Annotated in this window: 22 protein-coding genes and 1 pseudogene; 11 read left to right on the top strand and 12 right to left on the bottom strand. The window is 66.9% G+C overall.

Features of this window, described 5'->3' with window-relative positions; all coding sequences use genetic code 11:
• Nucleotides 1-42 precede the first annotated feature (42 nt).
• On the top strand, nt 43-963 hold the full coding sequence (locus ACOOF5_RS12345; RefSeq protein WP_420439554.1) for a D-isomer specific 2-hydroxyacid dehydrogenase family protein: 921 nt from the start codon (nt 43-45) through the stop codon (nt 961-963).
• A 241-nt stretch (nt 964-1,204) separates the two neighbouring features.
• Here ACOOF5_RS12345 and ACOOF5_RS12340 read toward each other — a convergent pair whose 3' ends face one another.
• The 9 genes and pseudogenes from ACOOF5_RS12340 to ACOOF5_RS12300 all read right to left on the bottom strand — a co-directional run bounded on the left by ACOOF5_RS12340 (nt 1,205) and on the right by ACOOF5_RS12300 (nt 11,535).
• On the bottom strand, nt 1,205-1,513 hold the full coding sequence (locus tag ACOOF5_RS12340; RefSeq protein ID WP_420439552.1) for an addiction module antidote protein: 309 nt from the start codon (nt 1,511-1,513) through the stop codon (nt 1,205-1,207).
• A gap of 21 nt (nt 1,514-1,534) precedes the next feature.
• Nucleotides 1,535-1,821 (bottom strand): annotated as a pseudogene (locus ACOOF5_RS12335) (type II toxin-antitoxin system RelE/ParE family toxin).
• A 319-nt stretch (nt 1,822-2,140) separates the two neighbouring features.
• Nucleotides 2,141-3,433, bottom strand: a complete 1,293-nt coding sequence (locus ACOOF5_RS12330) for an ISL3 family transposase (RefSeq protein WP_420439550.1) — start codon at nt 3,431-3,433, stop codon at nt 2,141-2,143.
• A gap of 389 nt (nt 3,434-3,822) precedes the next feature.
• The gene (locus tag ACOOF5_RS12325) at nt 3,823-4,587 is read right to left on the bottom strand and encodes a hypothetical protein (protein ID WP_420439548.1); all 765 of its coding nucleotides are present in this window, start codon (nt 4,585-4,587) and stop codon (nt 3,823-3,825) included.
• Between the two features lie 190 nt (nt 4,588-4,777).
• Nucleotides 4,778-5,995 (bottom strand): hypothetical protein, encoded by a 1,218-nt coding sequence (locus tag ACOOF5_RS12320; RefSeq protein WP_420439547.1) that lies wholly within the window; start codon nt 5,993-5,995, stop codon nt 4,778-4,780.
• 42 nt (nt 5,996-6,037) lie between these two features.
• Nucleotides 6,038-6,397, bottom strand: coding sequence for a hypothetical protein (locus ACOOF5_RS12315; protein WP_420439545.1), 360 nt, complete (start codon nt 6,395-6,397; stop codon nt 6,038-6,040).
• A 46-nt stretch (nt 6,398-6,443) separates the two neighbouring features.
• Complete coding sequence (locus ACOOF5_RS12310; protein ID WP_420439543.1) at nt 6,444-7,751, bottom strand: hypothetical protein; 1,308 nt, start codon at nt 7,749-7,751, stop codon at nt 6,444-6,446.
• Between the two features lie 164 nt (nt 7,752-7,915).
• Nucleotides 7,916-11,188, bottom strand: coding sequence for a PPC domain-containing protein (locus tag ACOOF5_RS12305; RefSeq protein ID WP_420439541.1), 3,273 nt, complete (start codon nt 11,186-11,188; stop codon nt 7,916-7,918).
• Nucleotides 11,185-11,535 carry a hypothetical protein gene (locus tag ACOOF5_RS12300; RefSeq protein WP_420439539.1) on the bottom strand — a complete coding sequence of 117 codons (351 nt, stop codon included), beginning with the start codon at nt 11,533-11,535 and terminating at the stop codon, nt 11,185-11,187. Before ACOOF5_RS12300 ends, ACOOF5_RS12305 begins: the two co-directional genes overlap by 4 nt.
• A 398-nt stretch (nt 11,536-11,933) precedes the next feature.
• Between ACOOF5_RS12300 and ACOOF5_RS12295 the strand changes: the two genes are divergently transcribed.
• The 6 genes from ACOOF5_RS12295 to ACOOF5_RS12270 are packed head-to-tail and all read left to right on the top strand — an operon-like array spanning nt 11,934 to nt 17,587.
• Entirely contained in the window at nt 11,934-13,049 is a 1,116-nt protein-coding gene (locus ACOOF5_RS12295) for an SAF domain-containing protein (protein WP_420439537.1), read from the top strand.
• The gene (locus ACOOF5_RS12290) at nt 13,034-13,939 is read left to right on the top strand and encodes a hypothetical protein (protein WP_420439535.1); all 906 of its coding nucleotides are present in this window, start codon (nt 13,034-13,036) and stop codon (nt 13,937-13,939) included. Before ACOOF5_RS12295 ends, ACOOF5_RS12290 begins: the two co-directional genes overlap by 16 nt.
• A complete protein-coding gene (locus tag ACOOF5_RS12285) occupies nt 13,936-15,237 on the top strand; it encodes a CpaF family protein (RefSeq protein ID WP_420439533.1) in 1,302 nt (433 codons plus the stop codon). Before ACOOF5_RS12290 ends, ACOOF5_RS12285 begins: the two co-directional genes overlap by 4 nt.
• Nucleotides 15,234-16,145, top strand: coding sequence for a type II secretion system F family protein (locus tag ACOOF5_RS12280; RefSeq protein ID WP_420439532.1), 912 nt, complete (start codon nt 15,234-15,236; stop codon nt 16,143-16,145). The genes ACOOF5_RS12285 and ACOOF5_RS12280 overlap by 4 nt, the downstream gene beginning before the upstream one ends.
• A complete protein-coding gene (locus ACOOF5_RS12275; protein WP_420439531.1) occupies nt 16,142-16,966 on the top strand; it encodes a type II secretion system F family protein in 825 nt (274 codons plus the stop codon). Before ACOOF5_RS12280 ends, ACOOF5_RS12275 begins: the two co-directional genes overlap by 4 nt.
• A gap of 3 nt (nt 16,967-16,969) precedes the next feature.
• Nucleotides 16,970-17,587, top strand: a complete 618-nt coding sequence (locus tag ACOOF5_RS12270) for a hypothetical protein (RefSeq protein ID WP_420439530.1) — start codon at nt 16,970-16,972, stop codon at nt 17,585-17,587.
• A gap of 13 nt (nt 17,588-17,600) precedes the next feature.
• Here the strand turns inward: ACOOF5_RS12270 and ACOOF5_RS12265 are convergent, their stop codons facing one another.
• Nucleotides 17,601-18,170, bottom strand: coding sequence for a hypothetical protein (locus tag ACOOF5_RS12265; protein WP_420439529.1), 570 nt, complete (start codon nt 18,168-18,170; stop codon nt 17,601-17,603).
• A gap of 60 nt (nt 18,171-18,230) precedes the next feature.
• Between ACOOF5_RS12265 and ACOOF5_RS12260 the strand changes: the two genes are divergently transcribed.
• From ACOOF5_RS12260 to ACOOF5_RS12245, 4 genes are read left to right on the top strand one after another with little or no spacing between them, the layout of a single operon-like run.
• Nucleotides 18,231-18,986 (top strand): hypothetical protein, encoded by a 756-nt coding sequence (locus tag ACOOF5_RS12260; protein ID WP_420439526.1) that lies wholly within the window; start codon nt 18,231-18,233, stop codon nt 18,984-18,986.
• 5 nt (nt 18,987-18,991) lie between these two features.
• On the top strand, nt 18,992-19,669 hold the full coding sequence (locus ACOOF5_RS12255) for a hypothetical protein (protein ID WP_420439522.1): 678 nt from the start codon (nt 18,992-18,994) through the stop codon (nt 19,667-19,669).
• A complete protein-coding gene (locus ACOOF5_RS12250; RefSeq protein ID WP_420439520.1) occupies nt 19,666-20,151 on the top strand; it encodes a prepilin peptidase in 486 nt (161 codons plus the stop codon). Before ACOOF5_RS12255 ends, ACOOF5_RS12250 begins: the two co-directional genes overlap by 4 nt.
• A gap of 31 nt (nt 20,152-20,182) precedes the next feature.
• Nucleotides 20,183-20,641 (top strand): hypothetical protein, encoded by a 459-nt coding sequence (locus ACOOF5_RS12245; RefSeq protein WP_420439518.1) that lies wholly within the window; start codon nt 20,183-20,185, stop codon nt 20,639-20,641.
• Nucleotides 20,642-20,765: 124 nt separating this feature from the next.
• Here ACOOF5_RS12245 and ACOOF5_RS12240 read toward each other — a convergent pair whose 3' ends face one another.
• On the bottom strand, nt 20,766-22,298 hold the full coding sequence (locus ACOOF5_RS12240; RefSeq protein WP_420439516.1) for a Fic family protein: 1,533 nt from the start codon (nt 22,296-22,298) through the stop codon (nt 20,766-20,768).
• A gap of 217 nt (nt 22,299-22,515) precedes the next feature.
• A complete protein-coding gene (locus tag ACOOF5_RS12235) occupies nt 22,516-24,975 on the bottom strand; it encodes a phenylalanine--tRNA ligase subunit beta (protein WP_420439514.1) in 2,460 nt (819 codons plus the stop codon).
• Nucleotides 24,976-24,997 lie beyond the last annotated feature (22 nt).

The raw sequence follows: 24,997 nt of genomic DNA, 5'->3' as shown, positions 1-24,997 counted from the left end.
CGGACGGTTGGACCGCCGTCGCCGTTCGATGACGAGCCGACGATGAGCGTGCGGGTCGCCGTCGAACCGGAGTGCTGGAGGCGCCCCGTGCTGGCTGATGCGGTGGCGCGGGGCGGCGGCACGGTGAGCGCACCTGAGTCGGCGACAGCCCTGGTGTGGGCCGAACCCACCCAGGCGCACCTGATCGCTGAGCTCGTCGACGCCAATCCCGGTATCGAATGGGTGCAGCTTCCCTACGCCGGCATCGAGCCGGTGGTCGACATCGTGACCGCCCGGCCTGCCGTCGAGTGGTACTGCGGCAAGGGCGTGTACGCGGAACCCGTTGCCGAACATGCGCTCATGCTGGCGCTGGCCGGCATGCGGGGAATGGCGACCTACGCACGAGCGGGACAGTGGAGCGCACCGGAGGGTCGCAACCTGCTCGGAGCCTCGGTGACCATCCTGGGCGGCGGCGGCATCACTGACTCGCTGCTGCGCCTGCTTGCACCGTTCGACTGCGAGGTGACGGTATTGCGCAACCGGCCGCAGCCGATGGCCGGCGCTGCGCGCGTGGTGGGTCCCGATGCTCTCGCAGATGTCCTGGGAGGCACCGACGTGCTGGTACTGGCGCTGGCGCTGACGCCAGACACGACCGGGATCATCGGCGGTTCCGAGCTCGCAGCACTGCCCGACCACGCCTGGATCGTGAACGTTGCGCGCGGCGGCCACATCGTCACCGACGACCTGGTGGAGGCCCTGCGAGCAGGTCAGATCGGCGGCGCTGCGCTGGATGTCACCGATCCCGAACCGCTGCCTGACGGTCATCCGCTGTGGAACCTGCCCAACTGCCTCATCACACCCCACATCGGCAACACACCTGAGATGGGCCTGGCGTTGCTCGCCGAGCGGGTCGCTGCCAATGTGGCGTCGCGGGTCGCCGGCGAGCCGTTGATCGGCCCCGTCTACCTGGACCTGGGCTACTGACGCCGCCACGCAACGAGCCCTCTTCAGGTCAAGATCAGCGGACACCGCGCCGGACGGCCTTCCAACGGACGTATCGAGGGAACAAACAACCTGCTCCAGGTCCTGCGGCGCAAAGCCCACTGGTTCACCGACTACCAGAACTTCGAAGCCCGCGGCCTGCTACTAACCCGACCGCCGCGCCCAGCAGCCCGAATCCCACAAGAACGCGAAGGCTCAATGAATGAGCCGATTGGCCCGCAGCTCAGGGCTGCGCCGTGGCAGCACCGGCGGGGATTGCGTGCAGTTTGAGGTCGAATGCGTTGAGTACCTTCAGCACCGTTGAGAATGCCGGGTTGCCTTCCGTGGACAACGACTTGTACAGGCTTTCGCGCCCAAGTCCCGAGGCGGCAGCAATCTTGGACATTCCTTCAGAACGCGCTATGTCGCCGAGCGCTGCCGCAATCAACCGCGTCTCGCCGGTTTCGAGAGCTGCGTTGAGATAGGCCCTTGCATCGCCGGGTGTGGCGAGATGGTCTGCCGGGTCCCACGGTCGCGTCGTGGCTGATGCCATCGTCGTCAATCCTCTCGCCTTCTAGACGTCCTCTGCCAGCTTGCGCGCACGATCGATATCGCGATCCTGCCGACGCTTGGTGCCGCCCCCGAGCAACACGACCAGCATCTCGCCCTGCTGTTTGAAATACACCCGATACCCGGGTCCGTAGTCGATACGAAGTTCAGACACCCACCGCCGACCGGCCGCGCGTCGCCCCTATTGCCCAAAGAGAGTCGCCTGATCCGGATCAAGATGCGCGCCCGCGCCTCTTGATCCCGAAGCTTCGCAAACCATCGTGCGTACTCATCGGTCTGATTGATCTCGATTTCGATGCGGGAACGCTAGTCGCCGGAGTGTATCTCATGGGATACGTACTCGCAAGAACACACAGCGCGGCGGCAGGGCTCTCGCCGATGACGTTTGGTCAGCGTCAAGCGGACGTGACGCGGGTTGGCCATCGCGAGCCAGCCGCTTCCTAGTCGCCTGGCCGATCCCTCCAGCAGATGGGTCTGTCAGACCGGACCGTAACCCCCCGGCTGGGAACCCCGGCAGACCCAACAATGACACTCGGGAATTTTCGAACCTTCGCGCCCTTGCGGGATTCGGGCTGCCCTTCCTCACGCGGGAAATCAGGCTCTTCGCGTTTTAGCGTGGGGTGAGGGTGTCGAGCAGGGTCCAGTCGGGTTTTCCTGCGTAGAGCAGGACTCGGGTGCGGTAGTGGTCGAAGTTGGTGATCCCGAACGACACGCGCTTGATCAGCTTGGCCAGGTTGTTGGCTGCTTCGGTGGGACCGTTGGTCACTCGTGAGCGGTGCCAGTTGGTGATCTGTGCCCGCCAGGTGCGTAGCGTGCGGCCGAGCTTGTTCAGCTCCGGCGAGTACGCCTCGTCGCGCAGGTCGCGGGACAGCTCGTCGAGCGCTTCGAGAGCGGTCTTGTGGTCGCCGATGCGGTAGGTCATGCGAAGGGTTTCCTTGGCGTGCCAGGCGTCGCGGACCTCGCCGCGGGGGTCGCCGGCTGCGAGCAGGCCGCGCAGCTTCGCCTCGCCGCGTTGGGGGACGCGTTCGTGGGCTTTGAGCAGAAGCCGCCGTATCCGATACAAGGGATCGTCTTTGGTGCCGCGTCCGCCGGTTGTCTCGTTCTGGACGCGTCTGCGCACCTCGTCGACGGCCGAGTTGGCGAGCTTGACGACATGGAACGGATCGGCGACCTGGATCGCTTTGGGCAACGCGTCGGTGAACGCCTTGCGGTACGGGCCCGACAGGTCCATGACTGCCCAGCGCACCCGGGCTCGCCATCTCGACGTGCGTCCCTGGATCCATCTGGTAGCGCCCTTAGCGCTCTTACCAGCGACTATGTCCAGCAGCTTGCCTTTTCCGGCGTCCACGATGGTGGTGCCCCAGTGCTGTTCGCGGTACCGGCCGCGTCGGAACATCAAGATCTCATCGAGACCCAAAGCGGTCACCCCGTCAATGCGCGAGGCGTCGGCTTCGAGCAGCGCTTGGCCCCAACGCTGCACCGCAGCCATCGCGGTGTGCCAGACCCAGCCCAGCTCGGCCGCGATCTCTTTGATCGCGCGTCCCGCACCGGCGCGGCGGGTCGCCCAACGCGCAGCCCGGCTGGTCATGCGCCCCCTGGGCGGCGCGATGGCGGGCTGCTGATCGGTGAACGTGCGCACCGCACAGCCCTGATGGAGGCACAGCCAGCGGCGCTTGCGCCACACCAGCTTCACCGCCCGCCCGAACGCCGGCAGATCAGCGAGGCGCACCCCATTCGCCCCGTGAGCCCACACCCGCCCGCCGCAGCCCCCACAGCACGGCCGATCCGTCAGCGCTATCACGACCTCGAGCGGACCGCCGCGGCCGCCCCCAACATCGCGCACCGCGACACCCGGACCCAAACCGACGATCAGCAACAACGCACGCGTACAGTCAACAGCCACAGGGATCCTCCAGATCTCGGGGTCTCAACACCTCCGATTCTGGGGGATCCCTCCCTATCGAGCCGGGACCCTCAAACACTCACCCCACGCGCAAACGCGAAGCGCCCCCAAACCGACGATCAGCAACAACGCACGCGTACAGTCAACAGCCACAGGGATCCTCCAGATCTCGGGGTCTCAACACCTCCGATTCTGGGGGATCCCTCCCTATCGAGCCGGGACCCTCAAACGCTCACCCCACGCGCAAACGCGAAGCGCCGGAAATCACCTGAACGACTGCCGCAGCGCATTTCAGTGGCGGGTGCTGCGCTCACCGCCGGTTGTTACCTCGACCGTGTATGTGCCCGGCTTCAGATTCAATCCTCGGATGCGATTGTCACGGCCCTCAGCTACCAGCCGTCGCGGCGCAGCTCGTCGATTTCGGCCTGATAGCTGGCCGGTATCTCCACAACGGGCAGTTCGTTGTCCAGCCAGTCCAGAATCACCTCCGCAAAATGCTGACGCTGCAGTGCCAGCAGCTTGTCGCGCACTACAGGGTTCAGTGTCGGATAGGTAGCCGCATAGCGGCCGCACACATGAAGTAGCTCGCGGTACTCGAAATGGGAGATGTCGAAGTCGCGTTGGACCAACTGAGGCAGGTAGTCACCCGCGTAGCCATTCCCCATTACGAACAGCTCCACCTCGGGCCACGGCGATTCGCGCCCGCATTGTTCGAGCGCGTCGAAGAACGCCTCGTGCAGTTCCCCCGGCGCAGCCCCGTCGCTCGGACCGTCACCGTCCTCAGCAGCAGTCCGCGACATAGAGTCAACCACGAGGTCAGCCTGAGCACCACTGGCGCCCACGAGTACTCGGTGCTCGAAATCGATCACGGCTGCAGATCCCGCGGCGCGTGTCTCGCCCAATCGTCCGTGCTCACGTATTGCAGTAGAGAGTTCCTCATGGGCTAGGAACGAAGCGCTGGGTGGGATGTTGATGATGTAGCTCTCAAGGAACTCGAACAGGCCCGCCTCGCGAAACATCCGCGCCGCGCCCAAGTGCTCGGATCCGGCGCCGCCGAAGTCAATCTCCGCAAACCCCAACTCCCGAAGCTCATCAGGAACCGACTCCAGGCCTACTGAGCTCTCCTCAGACGGCTCGGCTCGTGACAATGCCAACGCCTGCTCGTATTCGCTCTGCGCACACCCAGACAGCAACCAGCAGGACGCGACAGCCCAAAACAGCACTCCACACCGACCCGATCGCCTGAGTCGGCCCGCCCCGTGAACGCCCTCCGGCAGCCACGATGCCGCCATGCCCGATAGTCTTGAACCGCAGAAACTCCGGATACTCATCACTACTCCCCCGTCATGACGCTGAAGGCCCCACCTCGGGGCAGTCCGTCGCTACCGCGGCACCAGCCTGAGGGTCAAGACCGCCCTGTCTCAGGCTGGCCAGTACCTGCAAGACCGCCCCAGCGCATTTCACAAGCGCCGCCGTTACCTGCGCCGTTATCTCCGCTTGGGTAGCTAGCAATCTCCTGATAGCTGGCCGCGCCAAGTCCCCAAGACTGGCCTCTTCCAGTTCAATCGTCCAGATACCACTCGTGTGCCAATCGCATTGCCACACTTTGGCCGTCACAGCCTGACAACCCTCTCGACCCAACACTTCGCCATCTGACGAGAGCCACAGCATGGTTCTTCCATAGTCCGTCCCGCTGCTGGAGAAGGGTTCTGAAATCCCAAGAATCCGAGGATCCGATTTTGACATATATGAGCGCTGCACCTTAGGCATTTGCCGACACACATATCGCCATCTCTTCGCTGCTGTCTTCACGCCCGCACAGAAGTTTGAGTCCTCATAGCCTTTCGGCACACGATTGTCATCAGGGCGAAAAGCGAGCTGATACGAAGAACGTGCTGCGAGTACCCGCTGAGGGAGGCCGCAGTCGCTTGGCAGTTCGATGTGGCCTTCAGGGCAGTAGGAGATGATTTGGGTGTGCAGACTGCTGGTAGTACCGCCGTTGGAGTGAGCGACGTAGACGTCGTAGGTGCCGACTTCGGATGGGGTGGCGGTGAGGGTGGCGTCGCCTTGGTCGGCGGTGACTTTCGTGTCGATCCCGTCTGTCGATATGACCGCCGCGAGCGCCACCCGGGTGCTGGCGGGCGTGTAGGCCCATTTGCGCGTGACGGTGTCGCCGTTCTCGACGCGCATCACTGCCTGTGCTGCTGTGCCGGTGATCTTCGGCTTGTAGTCGGCGGTGACGGTCACTCGGTAGCTGCCTTGGTCGCGGGGTCCGAAGGTGGTGGCCTCGATCGTGTACACGCCGGGCTGGAGGAAACGGCGGGCGATGCGGCTGTCGAGGTTGTACCGGCCGTCGGGTGCCCCGCTGTCGTCGTCGTGGGCGAGCCTGGTACCGGCCCCATCAGGCGCGTTGCCGTTGAGCAGCAGCACATAGGCGTCGATGCGGTCCGAGCCGCTGCCGGTGTTCGCCAGATCGATGGTGACCCACCCCGCAGCAGCCATCCGAAACGTGTGACGGCTCGCATAGAACACCCGGTCGTCCCCAGAGCGAGGATGACGCACCGACTTGCACCCCGTCGTCGCGCCGAGCGAGCCAGTGCGCGATCACTCCACGCTCGACAGCGTGCCCAGCGGGTCATCACAGTCGCCTGCGTCGGGTGTCGGATTCGCCTTCAAGTTCGCCCATGCCGTGGCGCTGGCGCCGTTGTGGCTGCACGTCACATCCACGCGCTGTGTGGTGTCGGCCGCCACCTCGAGGGTGACCCATCGCGCCGTGCCCGGCGGCGACATGGCCGCGGTGACCGTCACGCCCGTAGGCTCAGCGACACCGCCCGCTACGGTCGGCGTGACGGTGACACGGTCCGCGACGGTGACGGAGTCGGCGCTTCGGTGACATGATCCAAACCCGACACCCTCGCTGAGAACCCCAGACTCAGGGTCCACCGCCGTGAAGGTCACAGTCACCCCACGGGACACGAGCCCAGGTCGGGTTGCAGGCGACGGCTCGCAGTCAATTCTTGTCAGGGTATCTAGAGCTGTAAAGCGGCCAGTTGTGGTAGTCGGCGTCCTCGGGATGCTCAGCTACGAATGCGTCTCTCAACGCGGCTTCCTCCGGGCGCGGATAACGGCACTTGCCCTCGTCGTCGATGACCCAGCTCGTCGGGCAGTTCAATAGCCTCTCCCCGCCCCAAAAGATATTGGACACATAAGCCTGACTCTCAGTCGTCTCCGGATTGTTGATCACGAACTCCAAGTTCTCGAACCTGTCGCAATAGCCGCCTTCGCGGTCAACAATCACCTCGCCGGGAAACTCGCTGAACGGGCAGGGCTGGCCCACCAGCGGATACGGAGCCGACTCGTCCACTTCGACACGCTCAGGAACCGGCGCCGTTTTCTGCTCGTCTGTCAGCTTGACCCGATAATACTCCGCGCACGACTCCCGCTCGGCAATCTCCAACTCAAGACAACGCTCGATATAGGACTCCTCCAACGGACGAGCATCCCCCTCATGATACTCCACCGGAACCTCGACGACATCATGATCACGAATATAATCATGCACCGTCAGCAGAAAATGCTCCCGAATGCGATTGAGCATCCCGTCACGCACCTCGGGATCTAGCGTCGGATACGTCGCTGCCTGTTTAGCACACTCGTGACGCAAGTCGTAGAACGCATCAGACGACAAACCGAACTCAAGCTCATAACGCTCCCGTTCTTCCTCCGAAGCCCCCATAGGATTGATTTCCGGATATCCCGCCTCCGCTGCACATTCTCTCATCGCCTCCACGAATGCCAATTCGAGCACACCGCCTATTCCCAGACCGGACGGCAAGCGCCAATACGAGTTCTTGATGATGTCCTCGACCTCACGCTCGAACGCCAAGCGTTCTCGTTCGTGACCCGACGCTACAGAAGATATGTACTCGTCTCGGCGATTGTTGGATTCAACTGCATCTCCTACCGTGCGGAACCGAATATAAGAGGGCGTATTGAACACGATATTGTCGATCAGTTCATACAAGCCGAGTTCTTCGTCGGTGTAGCGCCGGTCGGGGTCCAACGGCACTTCCTGCGCGATCGCGGCCCAAGCGGACTGGGCATGGGAATCTTGATAGGCGGAGTCGCCGGAGTCTTCAGATTGGAACGACTGCAGCCACACCACCAGCAGAACTACAACGATCGCTGAGACCGCGAGTGCACCGGGCAGCCACCGTCGCACACGCCGAAACAGTGAACCGCGCCGCCCGTCGGCCAGCTGGACATCATCTGGACCTGAGCAGCCAGCCGCGTCTGCCGAATCCTCAACAGGCGACATGTCTGTCCTTTCTCTTCGAATGAGGCTCTACACGACTACCTGCCAGCGGCCGCGAAGCCGCGCGATCACTCAACGACCCAACCGAGGCAACGGTCAGCCAGATCACCGGTCGCCCCGCGCCCGTGACTACCGGTTGGCGTTCAGACGACGCACATCTCCGCATCTCAGTCACAGGCAGCGTCCGTTGCGAAGTTCTGCCACAGCACACCCAGCACTGTCTGAGCGAAGCCGAGGATCAAGTTCAGCCTGACCGCTCCCTTCAGCACTGTGCCCGTCGGGAACCTGTTCTTGGCCCATCCGCCCACTCTCTTCGCCGCAGCGTCGACGCCTTTATCAACGCCGTACTCGACCACCCCCTCGCACAGCAACTGGACAAAAACGTCGTCAAGCGCTGTGATTCCAGTAATGCGCGAATAATCCCCAGTTCCAACGAGGATCGTCTCCCTGTAGTCGACGGCTCGCTGTATGGCCTCCAGATCGCTGCGCATCTTGGCCGGCACGATCCGGCCGTTCTCGGCCTGGCTCTTACGGATCGCCGAGACGATGTCGAACCCGCTGTTCCACGTCATCACCGTCAGTTTGTGAAGTTCCATGCACTTCGCTACCCGGTCCCCAGGATCTGGAAAGAGAACCGGGGAAGCCTCTTTGCAGAATACGGGCCTGCCGGCGCGGTCGATGTCGTAGGGGCTCCATGGCAGCAATTCGGGGTCGACGATGCCGCCGCCGTTTCTCGAGTTGCACGACTTGATGTTGCGCCGCCGATGCTCATGGCCCGGGGTCCAATAGTTGGTATAGGTGTCCTTGCACGGCGGCGGGCTGTGTGCTTGGCAGCTGTTGTGGCCGCGTCCGGGCTCGTGATGGTGCACCAGCCGCGCCCGTTCCCCATCGGTACTGGGCGGGCAACTGCGGTCCACGACGACAGCGGTGACAGCGGTCTCTTGGGTGATGGTGCGGTCGCCGTTGGCGTAGGCGACGGTGACGGTGTATTCGTCGGCGCGGGTGGCGGTGGCGACCAGGGAAGCGTTGCCTTCGTCGCCGTGGACGGTTGCGCTGAGTCCGGCGGGCGCGATCGACGCGACCGACAGCCGTGTGGTGCTGGCGGGCTCGTAGGTCCAAGAGCCTCGGATCGTTTCGCCGACCTCCCCGGTGAGCTGTGCGGGCTGGCCGGTGCCGGTGATTTGGGGTGTGTAATCGGCGCTGACGGTCACTCGGTAGGTGCCTTGGTCGCGGGGTCCGAAGGTGGTGGCTTCGATCGTGTACATGCCGGGCTGGAGGAATCGGCGGGCGATGCGGCTGTCGGCGTTGTATCGGCCGTCGGGTGGCCCGCTGTCGTCGTCGTGGGCGAGCCTGGTACCGGCCCCATCAGGCGTGTAGCCGTTGAGCAGCAGCACATAGGCGTCGATGCGGTCCGAGCCGCTGCCGGTGTTCGCCAGATCGATGGTGACCCACCCCGCGGCAGCCATCCGGAACGTGTGACGGCTCGCATAGAACACCCGGTCGTCCCCAGAGCGAGGATGACGCACCGACTTGCACCCCGTCGTCGCGCCGAGCGAGCCGGTGCGCGACGACTTCGTGCTCGACAGAGTGCCCAGCGGGTCGTCGCAGTCGTGCACGTCCGGCGCCGGGTTCGCCTTGAACTTCGCGGTCGCCGTCTCCTTGTGGCTGCCCGAGGTGCAGGTGACAGTGACAGAGACCGTGGTCGCCGCCGCGACGCTGAGGCTCACCGTGCGCGACGCGCCTGATGCCGGCGTCACCGCCGCCGCTACGGGCTCCGCAGAGCATGTCGCGTCAGCAGGGCTCACCGTGAACCCCGACGACAGCGTCACCGCGGCCTCGCCGACGTCAGGCGTGCCCTCAGCGCCCTCGAAGCCGCTGACTTTCACCGAGCCCGCAGCCACCGTGAGCTTGAGCGTCAGCGTGAAACTGCCCGTGATGCGCTCACTGCCGGTGGTCACCTCGATCGTGTACGTGCCCGGCTGCAGCTTCAGGCCGCGGATGCGGCTGTCGCGGCCGTCGGGGCCCGAGTCGTCATCAGAACCCACGACCGTGCCGTCGCTGGCAGTGACGTACACATGAGGATCCTGACGGGACACCGCATCAAGATCGAGCGTTGCCGCCGCCGTGATCGTGAACGTGTAGCTCCACGCGTAGTACGGCACCTGATCAGAGCTCTTGTGCACCGACGCGCACCCCGCAGCCCACGACCCACTGCGAGACACAGACCCCGAACCCAACGTGCTCAACGCGGTGACGCACTCCGGCATGTCGTCATCGTCGTCGGGGTCTTCTTCGTCCTCGTCATCTCCGTCGGGGTCCTCTTCGTCCTCTTCGTCCTCGTCTTCGTCGGGGTCGGGGGTGGGGTGGCAGTGCGGCGGCGTGCTGTCACGGTCGATCGTGCGGCCGGCGGCACACTGCCATGTCGGGTCGTGCGTGAGAGTGCGCTCGCAATTGGCGGGATCGCCCGACACGGGATCCCAGCCGGCCGCACATCTGTAGGTCACCGCAGCCAAGCGAGTGCCTGCGGGCCGTTCGCATCGCGACGAGGAGTTCATCGAGTAGCCCGCCGCGGCGCACGACGCGTCGGGGACCGCAGACTGGGTGTCGCGCACGGTGCGGGTGACACTGATCGTGCGAGTCACGGGCCGGCAGCACACTTCCCTGGTGCGGGTCTCTTCGCGGGTCACCGTTCGAGTCACATCCCGATACCGCTCCTCGTCCACATACCGGAACCGCACCTGGTCCTCGTAGTTGAACAACTCGACGGTCTTGTAATGGAACGCTTCCACGACCTGGGTATAGGTCCTCGTGACCTTGCGCGTTCCCCACGCGATGCAACCCGTGCCGAATTCCAAGTCGTACTGCTTGCAGTACCGCACCGTCTCCTCGTAGGAGCCTGTGATCGTCTCGGAGTACGGCGGAATTCTCACCTGTTTGGAGGTCGGAGGCACCCGCACTCGCTCGACATAGGACACCTTCACCTGCACGGTATAGGGCACGCGCACTGTCACGGTGGTCTTGACCTGCACCGTGTAGGTCTGGGTGTAGGTCACCATCTCGGTGACTGTGCGGCGCTCGGTCACCTGACGGGTGACGGTGCGCTGGCACGAAGGCGGGTCGCCCACCAGTGCCCATCGCTCAGCCGTGTTGCACGAGTAGGTCGGCCGCGTCGTGTGCGCTGTGACGGTGACGCAGTCGTCGCCTGACACCTGCACCGCGTGCCCGCCGACCGCGGCAGGGCACGACTTGCCCGCCGCCCGCGTCTCGTCCTTGTGGCAATCGCCAGAACCAGAATCGTAGGAGTAGCCCTGTGGGCACTGCGCCGTGGCCGGGGACCCATCATCGGCAGTCCCGTCTGCGTCAGCACCCGAGGCGACCGGTGCCAGTACACCTGCCGCCACCAGCACCGCGGCAGCGGCGAGCCTCAACCGGCGCTTCATCGAGGGCCTGCGAACGCGCACGACGGGGTTGCGGTCCATCGCGGCGGGTCGGAACGGCTTCCTGCAGTGCCCGTGTAAATCCCGGGCTTCCATCGAGTGGTGCCGCCAGTGTCGGCGAACACCATCGGCACCCGATGACACCGCGACCCCAGCGCCCGGTTGAGCCGATCGGCTTCCAGCGCGTCACGAGGCTGCGACGCATGGGCCTCTCGATGGATCTCCGACGCCATCAGGTTCGCCGCGGCCAGACGGGCGCTGTAGCCGGCGACCGAGTCGCCGGCGCCGCCCACCAGCGACTGCACCACCACCACCGCCAGCGCGGCGACCGATCCGACCGCCGCGGTCACCAGCAGCCATCCCAGCGTCGCGAGGCCTCCCTCGCTGCGGGCGGCGCGTGCGCCCGGCAGACCGGCATGAGCGGCGTTGCTGCCCGCATGACGCGCCGCTACGGTCTGCGTTCGCCTATGACACCTCTCCTGCGGCTCGGCAAGCGCAGCACTCGACGATTCAGTGGCCGCTGCTACGGGCAGACGCTGTTGAGCCGGGGTGTTCGCGATGAGCGAGCCGCGCTCGTCGTGCGGCGTCGCGGCTATTACGCGATTACCCCCCCCCCCCCCCGGTACGAGCGTTCGTGCGGCGCTGGCGTGTCATGAGCGAGGGAAGCTAACCCCACACAGCAGCGCTGTCAACAACCCAATTCTCTTCGGCCTCGGCAGCGCCTGGACGCAGGCGTCAGACACCGCCGATGCCTGACGACCGCGAAGCGATGCCCGCAGACCCTGCGACTTCGGTGCCCGCAGTGCCTCCAAGACGGCGCCGACGATTGCCGATGTGGGCGCGACGAACGCTGGCGGGCATGAGCGGAACGGCGCTCATGGCAGCGAGCGTGACGGGATTCTGGTGGACCGCCGCTGCGTTCGACGAGCGCACGCCGGTTGTGGTCGCGGCGCGTGACCTGCCTGCCGGGCATGTGCTGTCGGCGTCCGACCTGACATCGGCTGAAGTGCTGCTCGACGACATTCCCCACATCGCCTGGACGGCGGACGCGCCTGGGGCACTGGCCGGTCTGGCAGTCGATTCGCTCGTACCCGCAGGATCGCTGATCGGCACGCACCTGTTGGTTGAGCCTTCGCAGGGCGCGTTCGGCAATGCCTTGGAGGTGGTGGTGCCGGTGGATGCGAGCTTGGCGCCGTCGGGGGTCGGCGAGGGCGACAACGTGCTGCTGATCGATCCCGGCGTCGCACCGTCGTCCGCGGGGGCAGGACGGCCCCGGTCAGTGATCCGAACGCTTCGACTGGACTCCTTCGACGGCTCTGCGATGCGCCTGTTCGTGCCGCCCGCGCAGTGGGTGTGGTGGCGAGCGCTGCCTGCCGAGTTGGGAGCGTCGCCGATGGTGCTCCCGGTGCCGCTCGGTGGCGACCCAGAGAGTCTCGCCGCCGAGCTGGACCGCCTCTGGGCAGCCGGCCACGACGCCGAGGTCGCTGCGTTGAGCCCGTTCGGCGACCAGTGGCGTACCCAGTCGGTGCCCGGTCGGTTGGAGGTGATCGTCCCGCTCGACCTGAGTTTGGTGCCGTCGGGCATTGCCGAGGGCGACTTGGCGCTGCTCGTCGATCCCGGCGCACCGCGGGACGGCACCGGCGATGGCCGGCCCCGCTCGGTGCTGCGATCCGTACGTCTGGACCATTACCGCGACGGAATGCTCGGCATATGGGCCGAGCCCGCGGAATGGGTGTGGTGGCGTTCGCTGCCGGCTCGGCTCGGCGCAGCGCCGATGGTGCTGCGGGTGCCCGACGGCACTGACACGGCTGCCATGGCCGACGTGCTGGACGAGCAGTGGCACCAAGCATGGGAGCGAGGCTGATGCTCACCGTGGCCGAGGCCGGCGAGCCGCAGCCGGATTTACCCGGGCTCGACGCAGGCGCGCTTGCTGTGGGAATCGCGTGCTCATGGGCACGCGCCGGTTGTGATGTGCTGTTGGTTGATGCCGACGCGCACGGCATGTGTCTTGCCGAGCGCATCGGGGCGGCAACCCGCACGGTGCTGCCACCGGCTCGTCGCGGACTGCCGTCGCTGATGGCGGCCCGTACAGCGATCGGCCCCCAAGCCGTGACGCGACACTGCTGGCATCTGGCGGTGAAGGTGCCGGGGTCGGTGCGCCTGCTCGCCGCGCCCACCCACCCGGACGGCGCACGCGCGTCGGCAGCGTGGCTGGCGGAGCGAGCCGAGCAGCTTGCAACGCTCGCAGCCCTCTGGCCGATCGTGGTGTCGATGCCCGGCCAGCCGGTCGATGCCTACCGCACACTCGGGGCCGCAGCGACTCAGCGCGTGGCGTTGGCCGGCTCAACGGGGACGGCGCCGCCGGGCGGGCTTCGCGCTGTGCTCAACGCATTCGGCTTCGGCTTCGGTCCCGACCCGGTGACGCTGCTGTTCGAGCCGTCCGACGCCGTTGGCGACACTGGAGCCGCCGCGGCCGACAGGCGTTTTCCGGGCGCCGGCCGGGGGTTGCCCGGCTGCGTGGGCCCGGTGAACGCGGTGGCGCTGCTGGGCGGACGCGTCCGACGGCGGGACCGGACGCCGCTCGCGTCCATCGACGCTGCCGCTGGTCGCCTGCGGGGCCTATCGGACCAGTCCGCCAAGCCGTCGGCAGGGAAGACCGATTGCTGCTCTGTCCCTGCTGGGCACGACAAACAGGCACACACCCGCGCCAAGGCTCGCGTGCGGCGCGCCACGACGGCCGGAGGGACGCAGTGAGCTTGGCAGCAGCGATCTGGAGTGAGGTGCTGCCGCGTGTGCAGGAACTCCGTCTCGGCGCGACCGAGTCGTTGCCGGAGGTCGCCGACGCGTGCAGGCATCTCGCCGCCGACATCATGCGGAGGCGCGAGGCCGAGGCTCTCGATAGCCGCGGCAAGTCGCTGAGCGACCGCGACGTGTCATGGCTGGAAGGCCAGCTCGAAGCGCTGCTGGGCACCGGGCCGTTGGAAGCGTTCCTGCGTCGAGGTGATGTCGAGAACATCTGGCTGTTCGGCCCGCACACCGGCGCGCTGGGACTGGTCGGCGGACGGCAGGAACCCATCGGGACGCCGCTGTTCGCTGACGCCGAGGAGATGATCAGGTTCATCGCACACTTGGCGGTCACTCACGGCCAGACCGGCCGCCGCTTCGATATCTCCGCGCCGCTGCTGGACTTGCGGCTGCGCACCGGCGAGCGGCTGTTCGCTGCGATGGCAGTCTGCGGGACCCCGTACCTGACGGTGCGCTGCCACCGCCACCGGGTCGTGTCCTTGGACGATCTCGTCGCCAGCGGGTCGCTCAGCGAGCCTGCCGCGGAGTTCCTGGCGACGGCGGTGCGTCCGCCCGCGCCGGCGAATGTTCTGATCTGCGGCGCGCTCGGCGCAGGGAAGACGACGCTGCTGCGCGCGCTGCTCGGCGAAATCGGCCCCAGAGAGATCGTGTGCACCCTGGAGCAGACCTTCGAGCTGTTCCTCGGTGACACGCACCCCTATGTGTTCGCCGCAGAGACCCGCGAGCCCAACAGCGACGGCGAAGGCGAAATCGGCATGGAAGAGCTGGCGCGACGCTCGCTGCGCTCCGGCGCGGACCGTGTGATCATCGGCGAACTGCGCGGCCCCGAAGCAGCGACATTCCTGTCTGCCTGCGGAACCGGCTCCGACGGCTCCATGGCGACCATCCATGCGTCGTCACCTCGTCAAGCGCTCGCCCGCCTGGTCCGCTACTGCCTGTCAAGCGGGCTGGCAGGCGCGCAGTCGGCGCTCATCGCCGAAGCGGCCGACGTCATCCACCTCGTCGTGCATATGAGCAGCGACCCTCGCACGGGCTTCCGAGGTGTCCGCTCCATTACCGAGGTGCTTGGCGCCTCCGGCGACCGATTCGAGGTCAACGACATATTCGCCCGACCCCGCCGCAGCGAGCCCCTCGAAGTCGTCGGCCGTCCCCGAAGCGGCGAGTTGATCGAGCGACTCGAAGAAGGCGGCCTCGACGTAGGTGCTTGGCAGGTGCCGACTCGCAGTGCCGGGCCGATGCCGGCATGAGCGGCGCTGCCTGGTTCGGGCTGCTCTTCGCCGCCGGCGGCGCGCTGACGGCATGGGCTGCGAACGGCGCCGCCGGCAGGCGACACCTCGAACGGCGTGCGGCCGCGTGGTCCCCAAACGGCAGCGCAGCGCCGGCACCCCTCGCCGGACGTGCGTCGATACCGTCGGGGCCCCGGACCCTATGGGTCGTCGGTGGTGCAGCGGCAGCGGGCGGCGCGTTCGGCGGCTACGCCGTGACCGGGCTGTGGGGAATGGCACTGCTGGTGGGCGGCCTTGGGGCGATGCTGCCGCCGTTCGTGGCCGCGCCCGCCCAGCGCCACCGCCACACCGCCGAGGCGCTGGCGTGGCAGACGTGGACCCGCCAGCTCGCCGAGTTGGCGCGCTCGGGCGCAGGCCTCGCAGACGCGCTCGCCGCCAGCATCCCGCACGCTCCGCCGCAGATCGCGCCGACCGTGACCAGAATGGCTCGCACAGCCCGCCTCGTCGGCCTGGGCGCAGCCACGGACGAACTCGGCGCCGCGGGACGAATGTGGGAACCCGAGGTCGCGGCCGGGCTTGCGATCGCCGCGTCGCAGGGCGGATCGCTCGCTGGACCACTGAGCGCGGTGGCCGCGCGCATCGGCGACATCGTCGCGCTGCACCGCGCGCGTACCGAGGCCGTTGTCGGTTTGTGGACCCAGACCATCGCGCTGCTCGCCCTCGCCGGCGGGGTTGTGACCCTCATGTACCGCAACAACCCCGCCTACTTCGAGCCATACCGCAGCCCCACCGGCCAAGCCGTGCTGCTGCTCATCGCATTCGTACTGCTCGGCGCCACCGCGTTCTTGGTCCGCCACTCGGTCGTGCGCACAGAGCCATCGGTACTCGTGAGCCCCAAGCGCCGCAGAACAGCCCGGGTACCGCTGTGAGTGCCGAACTGCCGGCGCTGCTCAGTGGAGTCGCATTCGCAGCCGGCGCGATGGCCGCTACTGCTGCGGCCATCGGAAAGCCTCGCGGGCTGCCGTTGCGGGCGGCAGTCGCCACGATCTGGGGACGGCTGCCTCAGCCCAAGCACGCCAGGGCAGCAGACCTGCGCATCGCCGGGCTCTCGCCTGCCGCATACACGGCGCAGCGAGCCCTCAGCCTGGCAGGCGGCGCCGTGGCCGGAGCTGTCGCCGCCTTGCTGTGGACCCGCACTGCGATCTCCGCGCTGACCGTCGGCGCACTGTGCACCGCAGCGGGCTGGATGCTGCCGGTCCAAGGGCTCCGCGACACCTCCAAGCGCGCCCGGAACGAACTCGATCAGGTCATCCGTCTGTGGATCGTGCTGGCCGCCCAGCTGGTCTCCGCCGGCGCAGAACCAGCGAATGCGATGATCCAAGCCGCCGACGCCGGGCAACGGCCCGCATGGCGGCTGCTTCGACGGCATCTGCTGGCCGCTCAGAACGAGCGTCGGCACGCTGCCGACGGCCTCGCAGACCTCGTCGAGCGCTACGGGCTGACCAGCCTCGCCCAAGCCGTCGGGGCGTTCGCCATGGCGGCCCACCGGGGCACACGCATGGCCGACGCCGTGCTCGCTGCGGCCGACAATCTGTGGCGAGACACGCTCCAACGCGAGCGCGAGATCGCCGAACGACGCAACCAAGTCATCGTGCTGCCCGCCACCGCGGTGGCACTCGCGCTCGCTGCCATCTTGATCTACCCACCCTTCGTGTCGCTCACCGGCGGCATCGTCGCCACAGGACCCTGAGCGATGAGCCACAGCTGCCATCCCGCCACCGTGCCCCCGCCCGCGTCGCCGCGCAACGCGCCGGGCCGCCAGTTGCCTGGACAGCCGCCTGCTTTGAGCCGCGGCACAGCGGGACTCGCGACGTTGGAATGGCTGCTGGTCATCGCCGCTGCCGGCGGATTCGCCGCTGTCCTGTCGATCGCGTTCAGGGGCCTCATCGACGAGGCCAGCCGCGTCGCCGAAGACCCCCTCACAGCAGTCGTCGCAGCCCACATCGCCGCTGCCCGTATATCCGAAGACGCAGTCGGCGCGCAGATCTCGCTCGCCCGCACAGCGGACGACCCCGCTCAGAGCGCCCGTTCTCAAGCACTTTTGGACCTGCTCGCACAACGCTGCCGCCGTCTCGTCGCCGCCTACCCCGGTGCCATCCGCCATGCCGAGTGGGTCTGGATCGACGTCGGCATCACTCTGCCTGGGGTGCGCGACATCACGGCACCCACGCTGACAACGGCGGAGTCCGAGGGGTCTTCGCCACCGACCGACAGCACACCTGCCAGCGACGACGTGCACGCTTCGGCTGACGAGTTGCCAACCACGACTTCCGGGCGCTGGGTGTGCCAGGTCGAGCTTCAGCCGCGATGACCTGGTTCTTGACTCAGCACTCCGGCAAGGATGGCGGGACGACGGGCGCCGCAGCGCGGCCAGCATCAGCGCTCTGTTTTCCTGACGTGGCTTTGACAGTTTTCGGCGTGAGCACGGCAGGGCCAGCCGCTGCGGCGTGGACCGTGTCAAGCCGGCCCGGCCACAGTGCGCTGAAGGGCCCGACGACGCTGCCGGACACCTCCACGCGGACCCAGCCGTGCTCATCGGGCCCGGGGCGACCAGCGGCTGCGGCGCTGCTGTGGCACCAGTCGCTGCGGACAGACGAGGCACCCGGCGTCCACCAGCGCCACCCGGCTGGGTTTGCCGCTGCCGCGTACGCGACCGCGTCGTGGGCAGCCTCTGCCATCGTGGCCACCGCCGGGTGCGGTTCGGCTCCTGTGTGCAGGCTGCCGTCGCCCGCGTACGCCAAGCCTGCGTCGCCGACAGCCGCCCACGCGGCTCGCAGCCCCGCAGATGCCGCGGCTTCAGCCTGCGCACGCGCTCCGGTGACCAGGAACGCCTGCGCCGCGAGGACCAGCAGCAGCACAACGAGCGCCGGCCACAGGGTCAGCAGCGGCAGCACCTCGCCGCGCTCGTCGAGGCGGGCGCGAACGGGGCGCTCTGCCCCCGGTGCAGGCGCGCCATGAGGCAGCCGTCTACGAACGCGAGGAGCGCCGTCACGGCGACGGGGCGACGACGCCGAAACGAGACCGGCGGTGCGGTGAGCCTGCTGGTGATGTTGATGGTGCCCGTCTGCGTGTTCGCCGCGATTGCTGCCGTCGCCGTGCCCAAACGGCTCGCTGCCGGTTCCGCCGCCGATGCAGCGGCAGCCGATCTCGCGACCCTGGCCGTCGCGTGGCGGGACGCCCAAGGTCGCGACCACGACGTGATCGGCTGGTTCTTCGACGACTGCGCTCCGCTCCGCGACCCAACGACAGGAACTCCGCCCCACATGGAAGACAACAGCCTCCGACACGTCTGCGAGACGTTGACCGCGTCGCTGCTCGCCGGGCTCTCGGCCCGCGGCTTCGACTACGGCACGGTCACCGGCACCTACAGCAGCGCTTACACCACAGCGGCTGCAGGCGACGACGTACACGCCGTCAGTCTGCCCTGCCACACGGGAGGCAGAACGGTGGCAGCTAACGCTGCGTATCTCGCGCTCACCGCAGAATGGGCCACCGGCGACTGGGCAGCAGCCCAAGTCTGGCCCGACGGCATCACCATCAGCACCGAAGCCGTCGGACGCATCACCCGGTCCGGCGACGCCGTTGATGGCGTCGAGGGCTGCGGAGATCTGTTCGACGTCGTGCCGCTCGAAGCCCGACCCCGGCTCGAGGACCGAGCGCGTTCTGTTGCCGTGTCGCTGCCTACCCACACCTCGTTCGGCAGCAGGTAGATCCGATGCGACCCTCGGCACCGGCCCAACGGCAGCATCGACACCGGCGGCCCGATCGCGGCGCCATCGAGCGACGGCACCGCCCCGCACGGCGGGAGGAGTCGGGTTCCACGTCATCGCTGGAGCTGATGGTGCTCACCCCGATGCTCGCCTTGCTCGTCCTGCTCATCCTGTGGGCCGGCCGCGCAGGGCGCGCCGAACTCATCACCAGCCTCGTCGCCGAAGAAGCCGCCGTCGCGGCAGCGGTGTGCTGCAACAGCGAACACATCACGGGCGCCGTCACCGACCCCGACACGGACCCTGAACCGGCGCACGGATCGGAGCGCGAGATCATCGCCGAGACGGTGATCGCCAGCCGGCCCGGACTCGACTATCTCTGCCAGGCCGGGCCTCAGCCGCCAGCAGGCAGCGCCGGCTATGTGACCACGGCCCAAGCCGAACTCTCCGCAGCGGACTCCGACACCGACGCCGTCCAGCAGGTGCTGGTCGTCACCACCCATGTCACCTGCGAAACCGACGGGGCGACAGCGCCCGTACGTGGTCTCTTCGGCACCCGCACGCTGCACGGGCACGGCGCCCACGTTGCAGTGACCGCCAGCATGCCGCACCAACCTGACCCCGACAAACTCGATGAGCCCGACGTCAGCCCAGTCTCGCAGACCGTCCGTGAGCAGCAGTCGTGACTGCGCAGGCACCAGTGTGGACCGCCGTCTGTGTGTGGGCGCTACTCGGTGCCCACGCCTCATGGACGGACTTGCGCTATTCAATCGTCTCACGCCAAGCCTGCTGGCTCGCCGGTTCGGTCATCGCCGTGTTATGGGCGGCCTCAGCACTGGCCTTGGGCGAACCGCTTCGACTTATCCGCACATTCATAGGCAGCGCTGCAGTGGCCGCGGCGACAGAGGTCGCTGACCGGAGACGTCCCGATGCCATCGGCTACGGCGACATCCGGCTGATCATCGTCAACAGTCTGCTCGTGAGCTGGTGGGGAATCGCGTGGCCCTGGTGGGCCCTGACAGCCGGCGCCATCGCCGCATCGCCACGGGCGCTCATTTCACGGCTGCATCGCGGCCGCGAGGCGTCGATCCGCTGCGCTCCTGCACTCGCCGTGGGCACCGGAGTCATTGCGGCAGCACTGCTTGCAGCACACGGACCCGTCCCATGACACACCCCCAACCCAACCGAAAGAAGACCCCATGACCGATCGCATTTTTCGTTCCGCCGTTCGCCGCGACGAATCGGGCCTCACGACCCTCGAATGGCTGCTCATCGTCGCTGCCGTCGCCGGACTCGCCGCACTCGCTGTCGTCCTCGTCCAGAATGTGGTCGACGACACGGCTGAGCAACTCGGCGGTGCCAGCGCACGCGCAACCGCTGCCAACGTCGCTGCCGACACGGTCATCCGTGAGGCCCGCACGGCATCACCAGACGACGCCCGCTTCAACACCTGGCAGCGGTGGGAGCTCTACTTCACTGCCCGCTGCGAACGCCTCGAGATCCTCTACAGCGACACAAATCTCGACGTCGAGGCCGTCTTCAACGGACCTACCGACAAGGGTGACGACGTCACACCCACCGACGCCGAGCTCAGCCAGTCCGACGACCTGAAGGCAGGCACAAGCAAACCCCAAGCCGTCTGCCGACGCAAGTCCTGAGACGAACACCTCACGCTTCCGCGAGGAGAGCCCGCCGGCGAGCCGTTGAGCGGCGCCGACTAACTGCGCCTGGGCTACTGATCAGACATGGCGCAGGGCGCACGGGAGCGGTGCCTCGATGCCTCTAGCCGGCCCCAGTCGCCTCCACGCGTTCCGCCAAGAACTCTGCGAACGGCTCGATCGTCTGGTCCAGGCTCGCAGCCTCGAGAGCATCCATGTACTTCTTCCGGTCTGCGACACGCACGGAGATCCACGGGAAGCCACCCGACGCGAGCATGGTGTTCATAATGAAACGGGCCATGCGGCCGTTGCCGTCTGCGTAGGGATGAATGAATCCGAACAAGAAGTGTCCGAGCACGGCTTGTACGGCTGGTTCTTCGTCCTCGTCCATCAATTCGAATAGCTCCTTCATGGCGCCCGGCACCGCATCCCATCGCATCGGCACATGACGCGAACCTCGGAGATATGTCGGATGCCTTCGATATCCGCTGAGGCCGCTCGGCGTGACGAGCCCGATGTCCACCGACGGCCCGAACAGTTCCCGGTACCAGTCCTGATGCCGGTCGCGCACAAGTCGCGCTGCATTGGCACCGGACAGGACGTCTGACACCGTGGCGCGCACCTGCTGGAACGCTTGCCAATAGCCGCGCGCTGCCATCGCGTCCCGAGCGGAGGTGTCGCTGGAATTCGAGTGCGGACTCCATGTTCCGAGGCGGACTCGCTCAATGAGTTCGGTCGAAACCCGATAACCCTCGATTGACAACGAGTGGTAGGCGTCGAGCCGGTACTGGTCGTCGACGACACCGAGGTAGGCACCTGCGTCGGCCGGCAGCCCGCTTGCTTGGGGCATGATCGCAATGACCGCATCCCGAAGGCTCTCCCAGATCACCCGAATCCTGAGTGCAGCCGGATGCTCGGCTGGTCTGTGCAATCGGACTGGCGTGGTGTCTTGCCAGGGGCAGACTTCGCGCACGTTGAATCCGGCGCTCCTCATCCCGCGGATCACATCGTCAGCGACATTCTCACGGCCGATTGACCTGAAGGACCCAGCCAACCTCCCAGCGATCGTCGTGTGAGCACCATCAAGAAGCCGCCTCAGGAGCTGCTGGTGGTCGCCCATTTGTGCCAGCACCGTGGTCACGGCAATGCGCTGTGTCCTGAACAGATGCGCCGACGAACCGATGAGCGCCGCCGACGGGGTCAGCACTCGCAGCCCGTCCACGTTGGCGGTCACATCGTCTGGATCGATCTCTCGCGTCAGTCTCAGGTCGAGTACCGACGTGTTGTACGGCAGCTCGACAACGTGGTTGCCAGCGATAGGAGAGCAGACGACGACCTGTGAGGGAATTGCAGTTGCGCCGGCATGTTGCAGGATCGAAGCCTCTGGGGAGAGATGCCACGAATCGCCGAATCGATATTCGCATCGGCTGATGCAGAACTCCCAAAAGCACCCATACCACCCCGTCGTATTGTCAGGCGAGTCGGCCGGGTTCGTAACGAAGAGCCATCCCTTGGTGGCACGCCGCAGGAAACCGCTGCGCATCAGGCGTTCACGATGAGTGCGCGATAATTCCGCTGAGCGCAGCACACGCCGCTCGCCTTGGACTCGCTGCAACTCCTCCATCGAAGCTGCCAGCTTCTCGTTGGGACTAGGCATGATTCCTCGGGGCGTGTTCGGGATCGTCACGCTCGCGACGCAGCCGCAGGGTGTGTGCTGCAACTAGCGTATTATGTTGTGCGCTGACTAGCGCATTATGCGCATGGCGGGTAACTAGAGCCAGCGCATGCGCTTGGAACCAGCCAACGCTCCGGATGCGTTCCGATCTTCGCCGAGCACCGCTGGGCCTACTCGTTCAGACCGCCACGCCAGCATGTCAGCGCAAGACAGCCCCGTGCAGACCCTCCACCTCGTCGATGCAGCGTTGGCGGATTTCGGCTACTTGGTCGTCGGTGAGGGTGCGGTCGTCGGCTTGGAGGCGCAGGCGGAAGGCCAGCGAGCGCACGCCGGCGGCCATCTGGTCGCCTCTGTAGACATCGAAGAGCTCTACTGAGCGCAGCTCCGCTCCGCCCACGGCCGCCAGCGTGTCACGTACGTGCGACGCTTGGACATCATCGGGGACGGCGAATGCCAGGTCGATGTCGCTCGATGGGTAGGTGGAGACCAGCTGGTAGGGCCGGTCAGCGTGTGCGGCGGCGGCTTCGAGCAGAGGCCCCATGTCGACCTGCAGCCAAGCGCAGCGTTGTTCGAGACCGTGGCGCTCGCACACGACCGGATCGATCTCGCCCACTGCGCCCACGGGTTGCCCGCCGACGATGACGCGGGCGGCGCGGACCGGATGCATTCCGTCGAGGTCTCCCGCATTGGTCAGCGATGCGTCGAGCCCGAACGCCGAAGCGATCAGGTCCCACAGATGCACGGCGTCCGACGCTGCTCCTGCGGTCCATATGGCACCGAGCTGCTCGGTCTCGGTCGGCAGCGGGTCGCCTGGCGCTGGCTGGCCGAACACCACCCCTATCTCGAACAGCGACACGCCCTCGTTGCGGTGCGCGGTGTTGTATGCCGCAGCAGTGAGCAACCCTGGCAACAGCGAAGGTCGCAGTATCGACTCCTCGGTCGCCAAGGGGTTCAGCAGCCGGACGGGTTCGGCACCGCCGATGCTGGCGCGGCGCACGGCGTCGGGCGCCAGAAACGGGTTGGGCATCGCTTCGGCCAGGCCGGCGCCGACCAGCACACGCCGCAGGTCGCGGCGCAGTCGCTGGGCCGGCGTCAAGCGGCCCGGCTCGGGCGAGCGCGGGACGGTGCGGCCGAGGCGCCCATAGCCGTAGTGGCGGGCTACCTCCTCGGCTACGTCGGTCTCGGTGACGACATCGGGGCGGAAGCTGGGCACGGTCGCGACAACCGCGGGCTGCTGCTCGGCGACATCGCCGCCGTCGGATGTGCCCGTGGCGGACAAGTCATCGACGGCCAGCGCCGACGAGTCGTCAGCCGACTCGCAGGCGAACCCGATGGGTTCGAGCAGCGCTCGCACTTGCGCAGCGGTGAAGTCGTGTCCCAGCAAGTGGCTCATGCGGGCGGGACGAACCCGGACGCGGGTCGACTCGGGCAGCTCGCCCCGGCCGTCGAGCCGACCGCGGCACACCGACACCCCACCGGGGGTCACACGGTTCAGCAGCTCGCAGAAACGGTCGAGCGCGATGGGCACCAGCTCGTGGTCGGTGCCGCGCTCGAAGCGCATCGAGGCTTCCGAGCGCAATCCCAAGCGCTGCGAGGTGCGGGTGATCGACAGCCGGTCCCAACAGGCCAGCTCAAGCAGCACGGCAGCGGTGTCATCGCTGATCTCGGTGTTGGCCGCTCCCATGACGCCTGCGATGCCGATCAGGCGGTCATCACGGTCGACGATCACGCCGTCGCCCCGGAGCAACTCGCGTTCGGCGCCGTCGAGCGTCACCACGCTCTCGCCGCCGGCGCTGCGACGCGTGCCGAGATGGCCGCCTGGCACCAAGGCCAGGTCATAGGTGTGGTTGGGAGTGCCGAGCTCGAGCATCACGTAGTTCGACACGTCCACTACGGAGTTGATCGGGCGCATCCCGCACAGGGTGAGCCGAGCCTGCATCCACAGCGGCGAAGGGCCGATGGACACGCCGCCGATGACGCGCACACCGAAGCGGCCGCAGAGATCGGGGTCGATGATCTGCACTGACGCCACCGTCGAGATGTCTTCGCCGGTCTCGTCGACGGCTGGCTCAGGAATCCGGAAGGGGACGCCGAGGCGGGCCGCCAGATCACGTGCCACGCCGGCCACCGACATGGCGTCGGGACGGTTCGGGTTCACCTCGAGGTCGTACAGGACATCTCCGTCGAGGCCGAGCTGGGACATGAGCGAAGCGCCGAGCTCGAAGTTGCTGGGCAGGATCATGATGCCGTCGGCGTCAGCGCCCAACTCGAGCTCCGCGGCAGAGCAGCACATCCCCTGGGAGAGCTGGCCGCGCAAGCGGCGCTCGCCGATCTCGAGTCCCCCAGGCATCGTGGTGCCGACCGTCGCCAGCGGCACAAGGTCGCCGACCGACATGTTGAACGCCCCGCAGCACACCTGCAGCGCGCCGTTGGTCCCTTCGCCCGAAGCGCCGGGCAGCTCGACATCGACAAGCTGAATGCGGTCAGCCTCGGGATGCGGCCTCAAGCCGGCCACGCGGGCCACAACGACCCCGTCGAGGGGCGGCAGGACGCGCATCTCCTCGACTGCCATGCCGAGATCGCTCAGGTGATCTCCGATCTCGGCGGGGTCACCTTCGATGGGCGCGAACTCGCGCAGCCAGCTCAGCAGCACCTTCATCGGGGTTGACCCCCAGGGACTG

Source organism: Candidatus Poriferisodalis sp. (assembly GCF_965214215.1).
Lineage (GTDB): Bacteria > Actinomycetota > Acidimicrobiia > Acidimicrobiales > Poriferisodalaceae > Poriferisodalis.
Note: the sequence above shows the minus strand (reverse complement) of the source record. Positions and strands in the feature narration are given on the sequence as shown.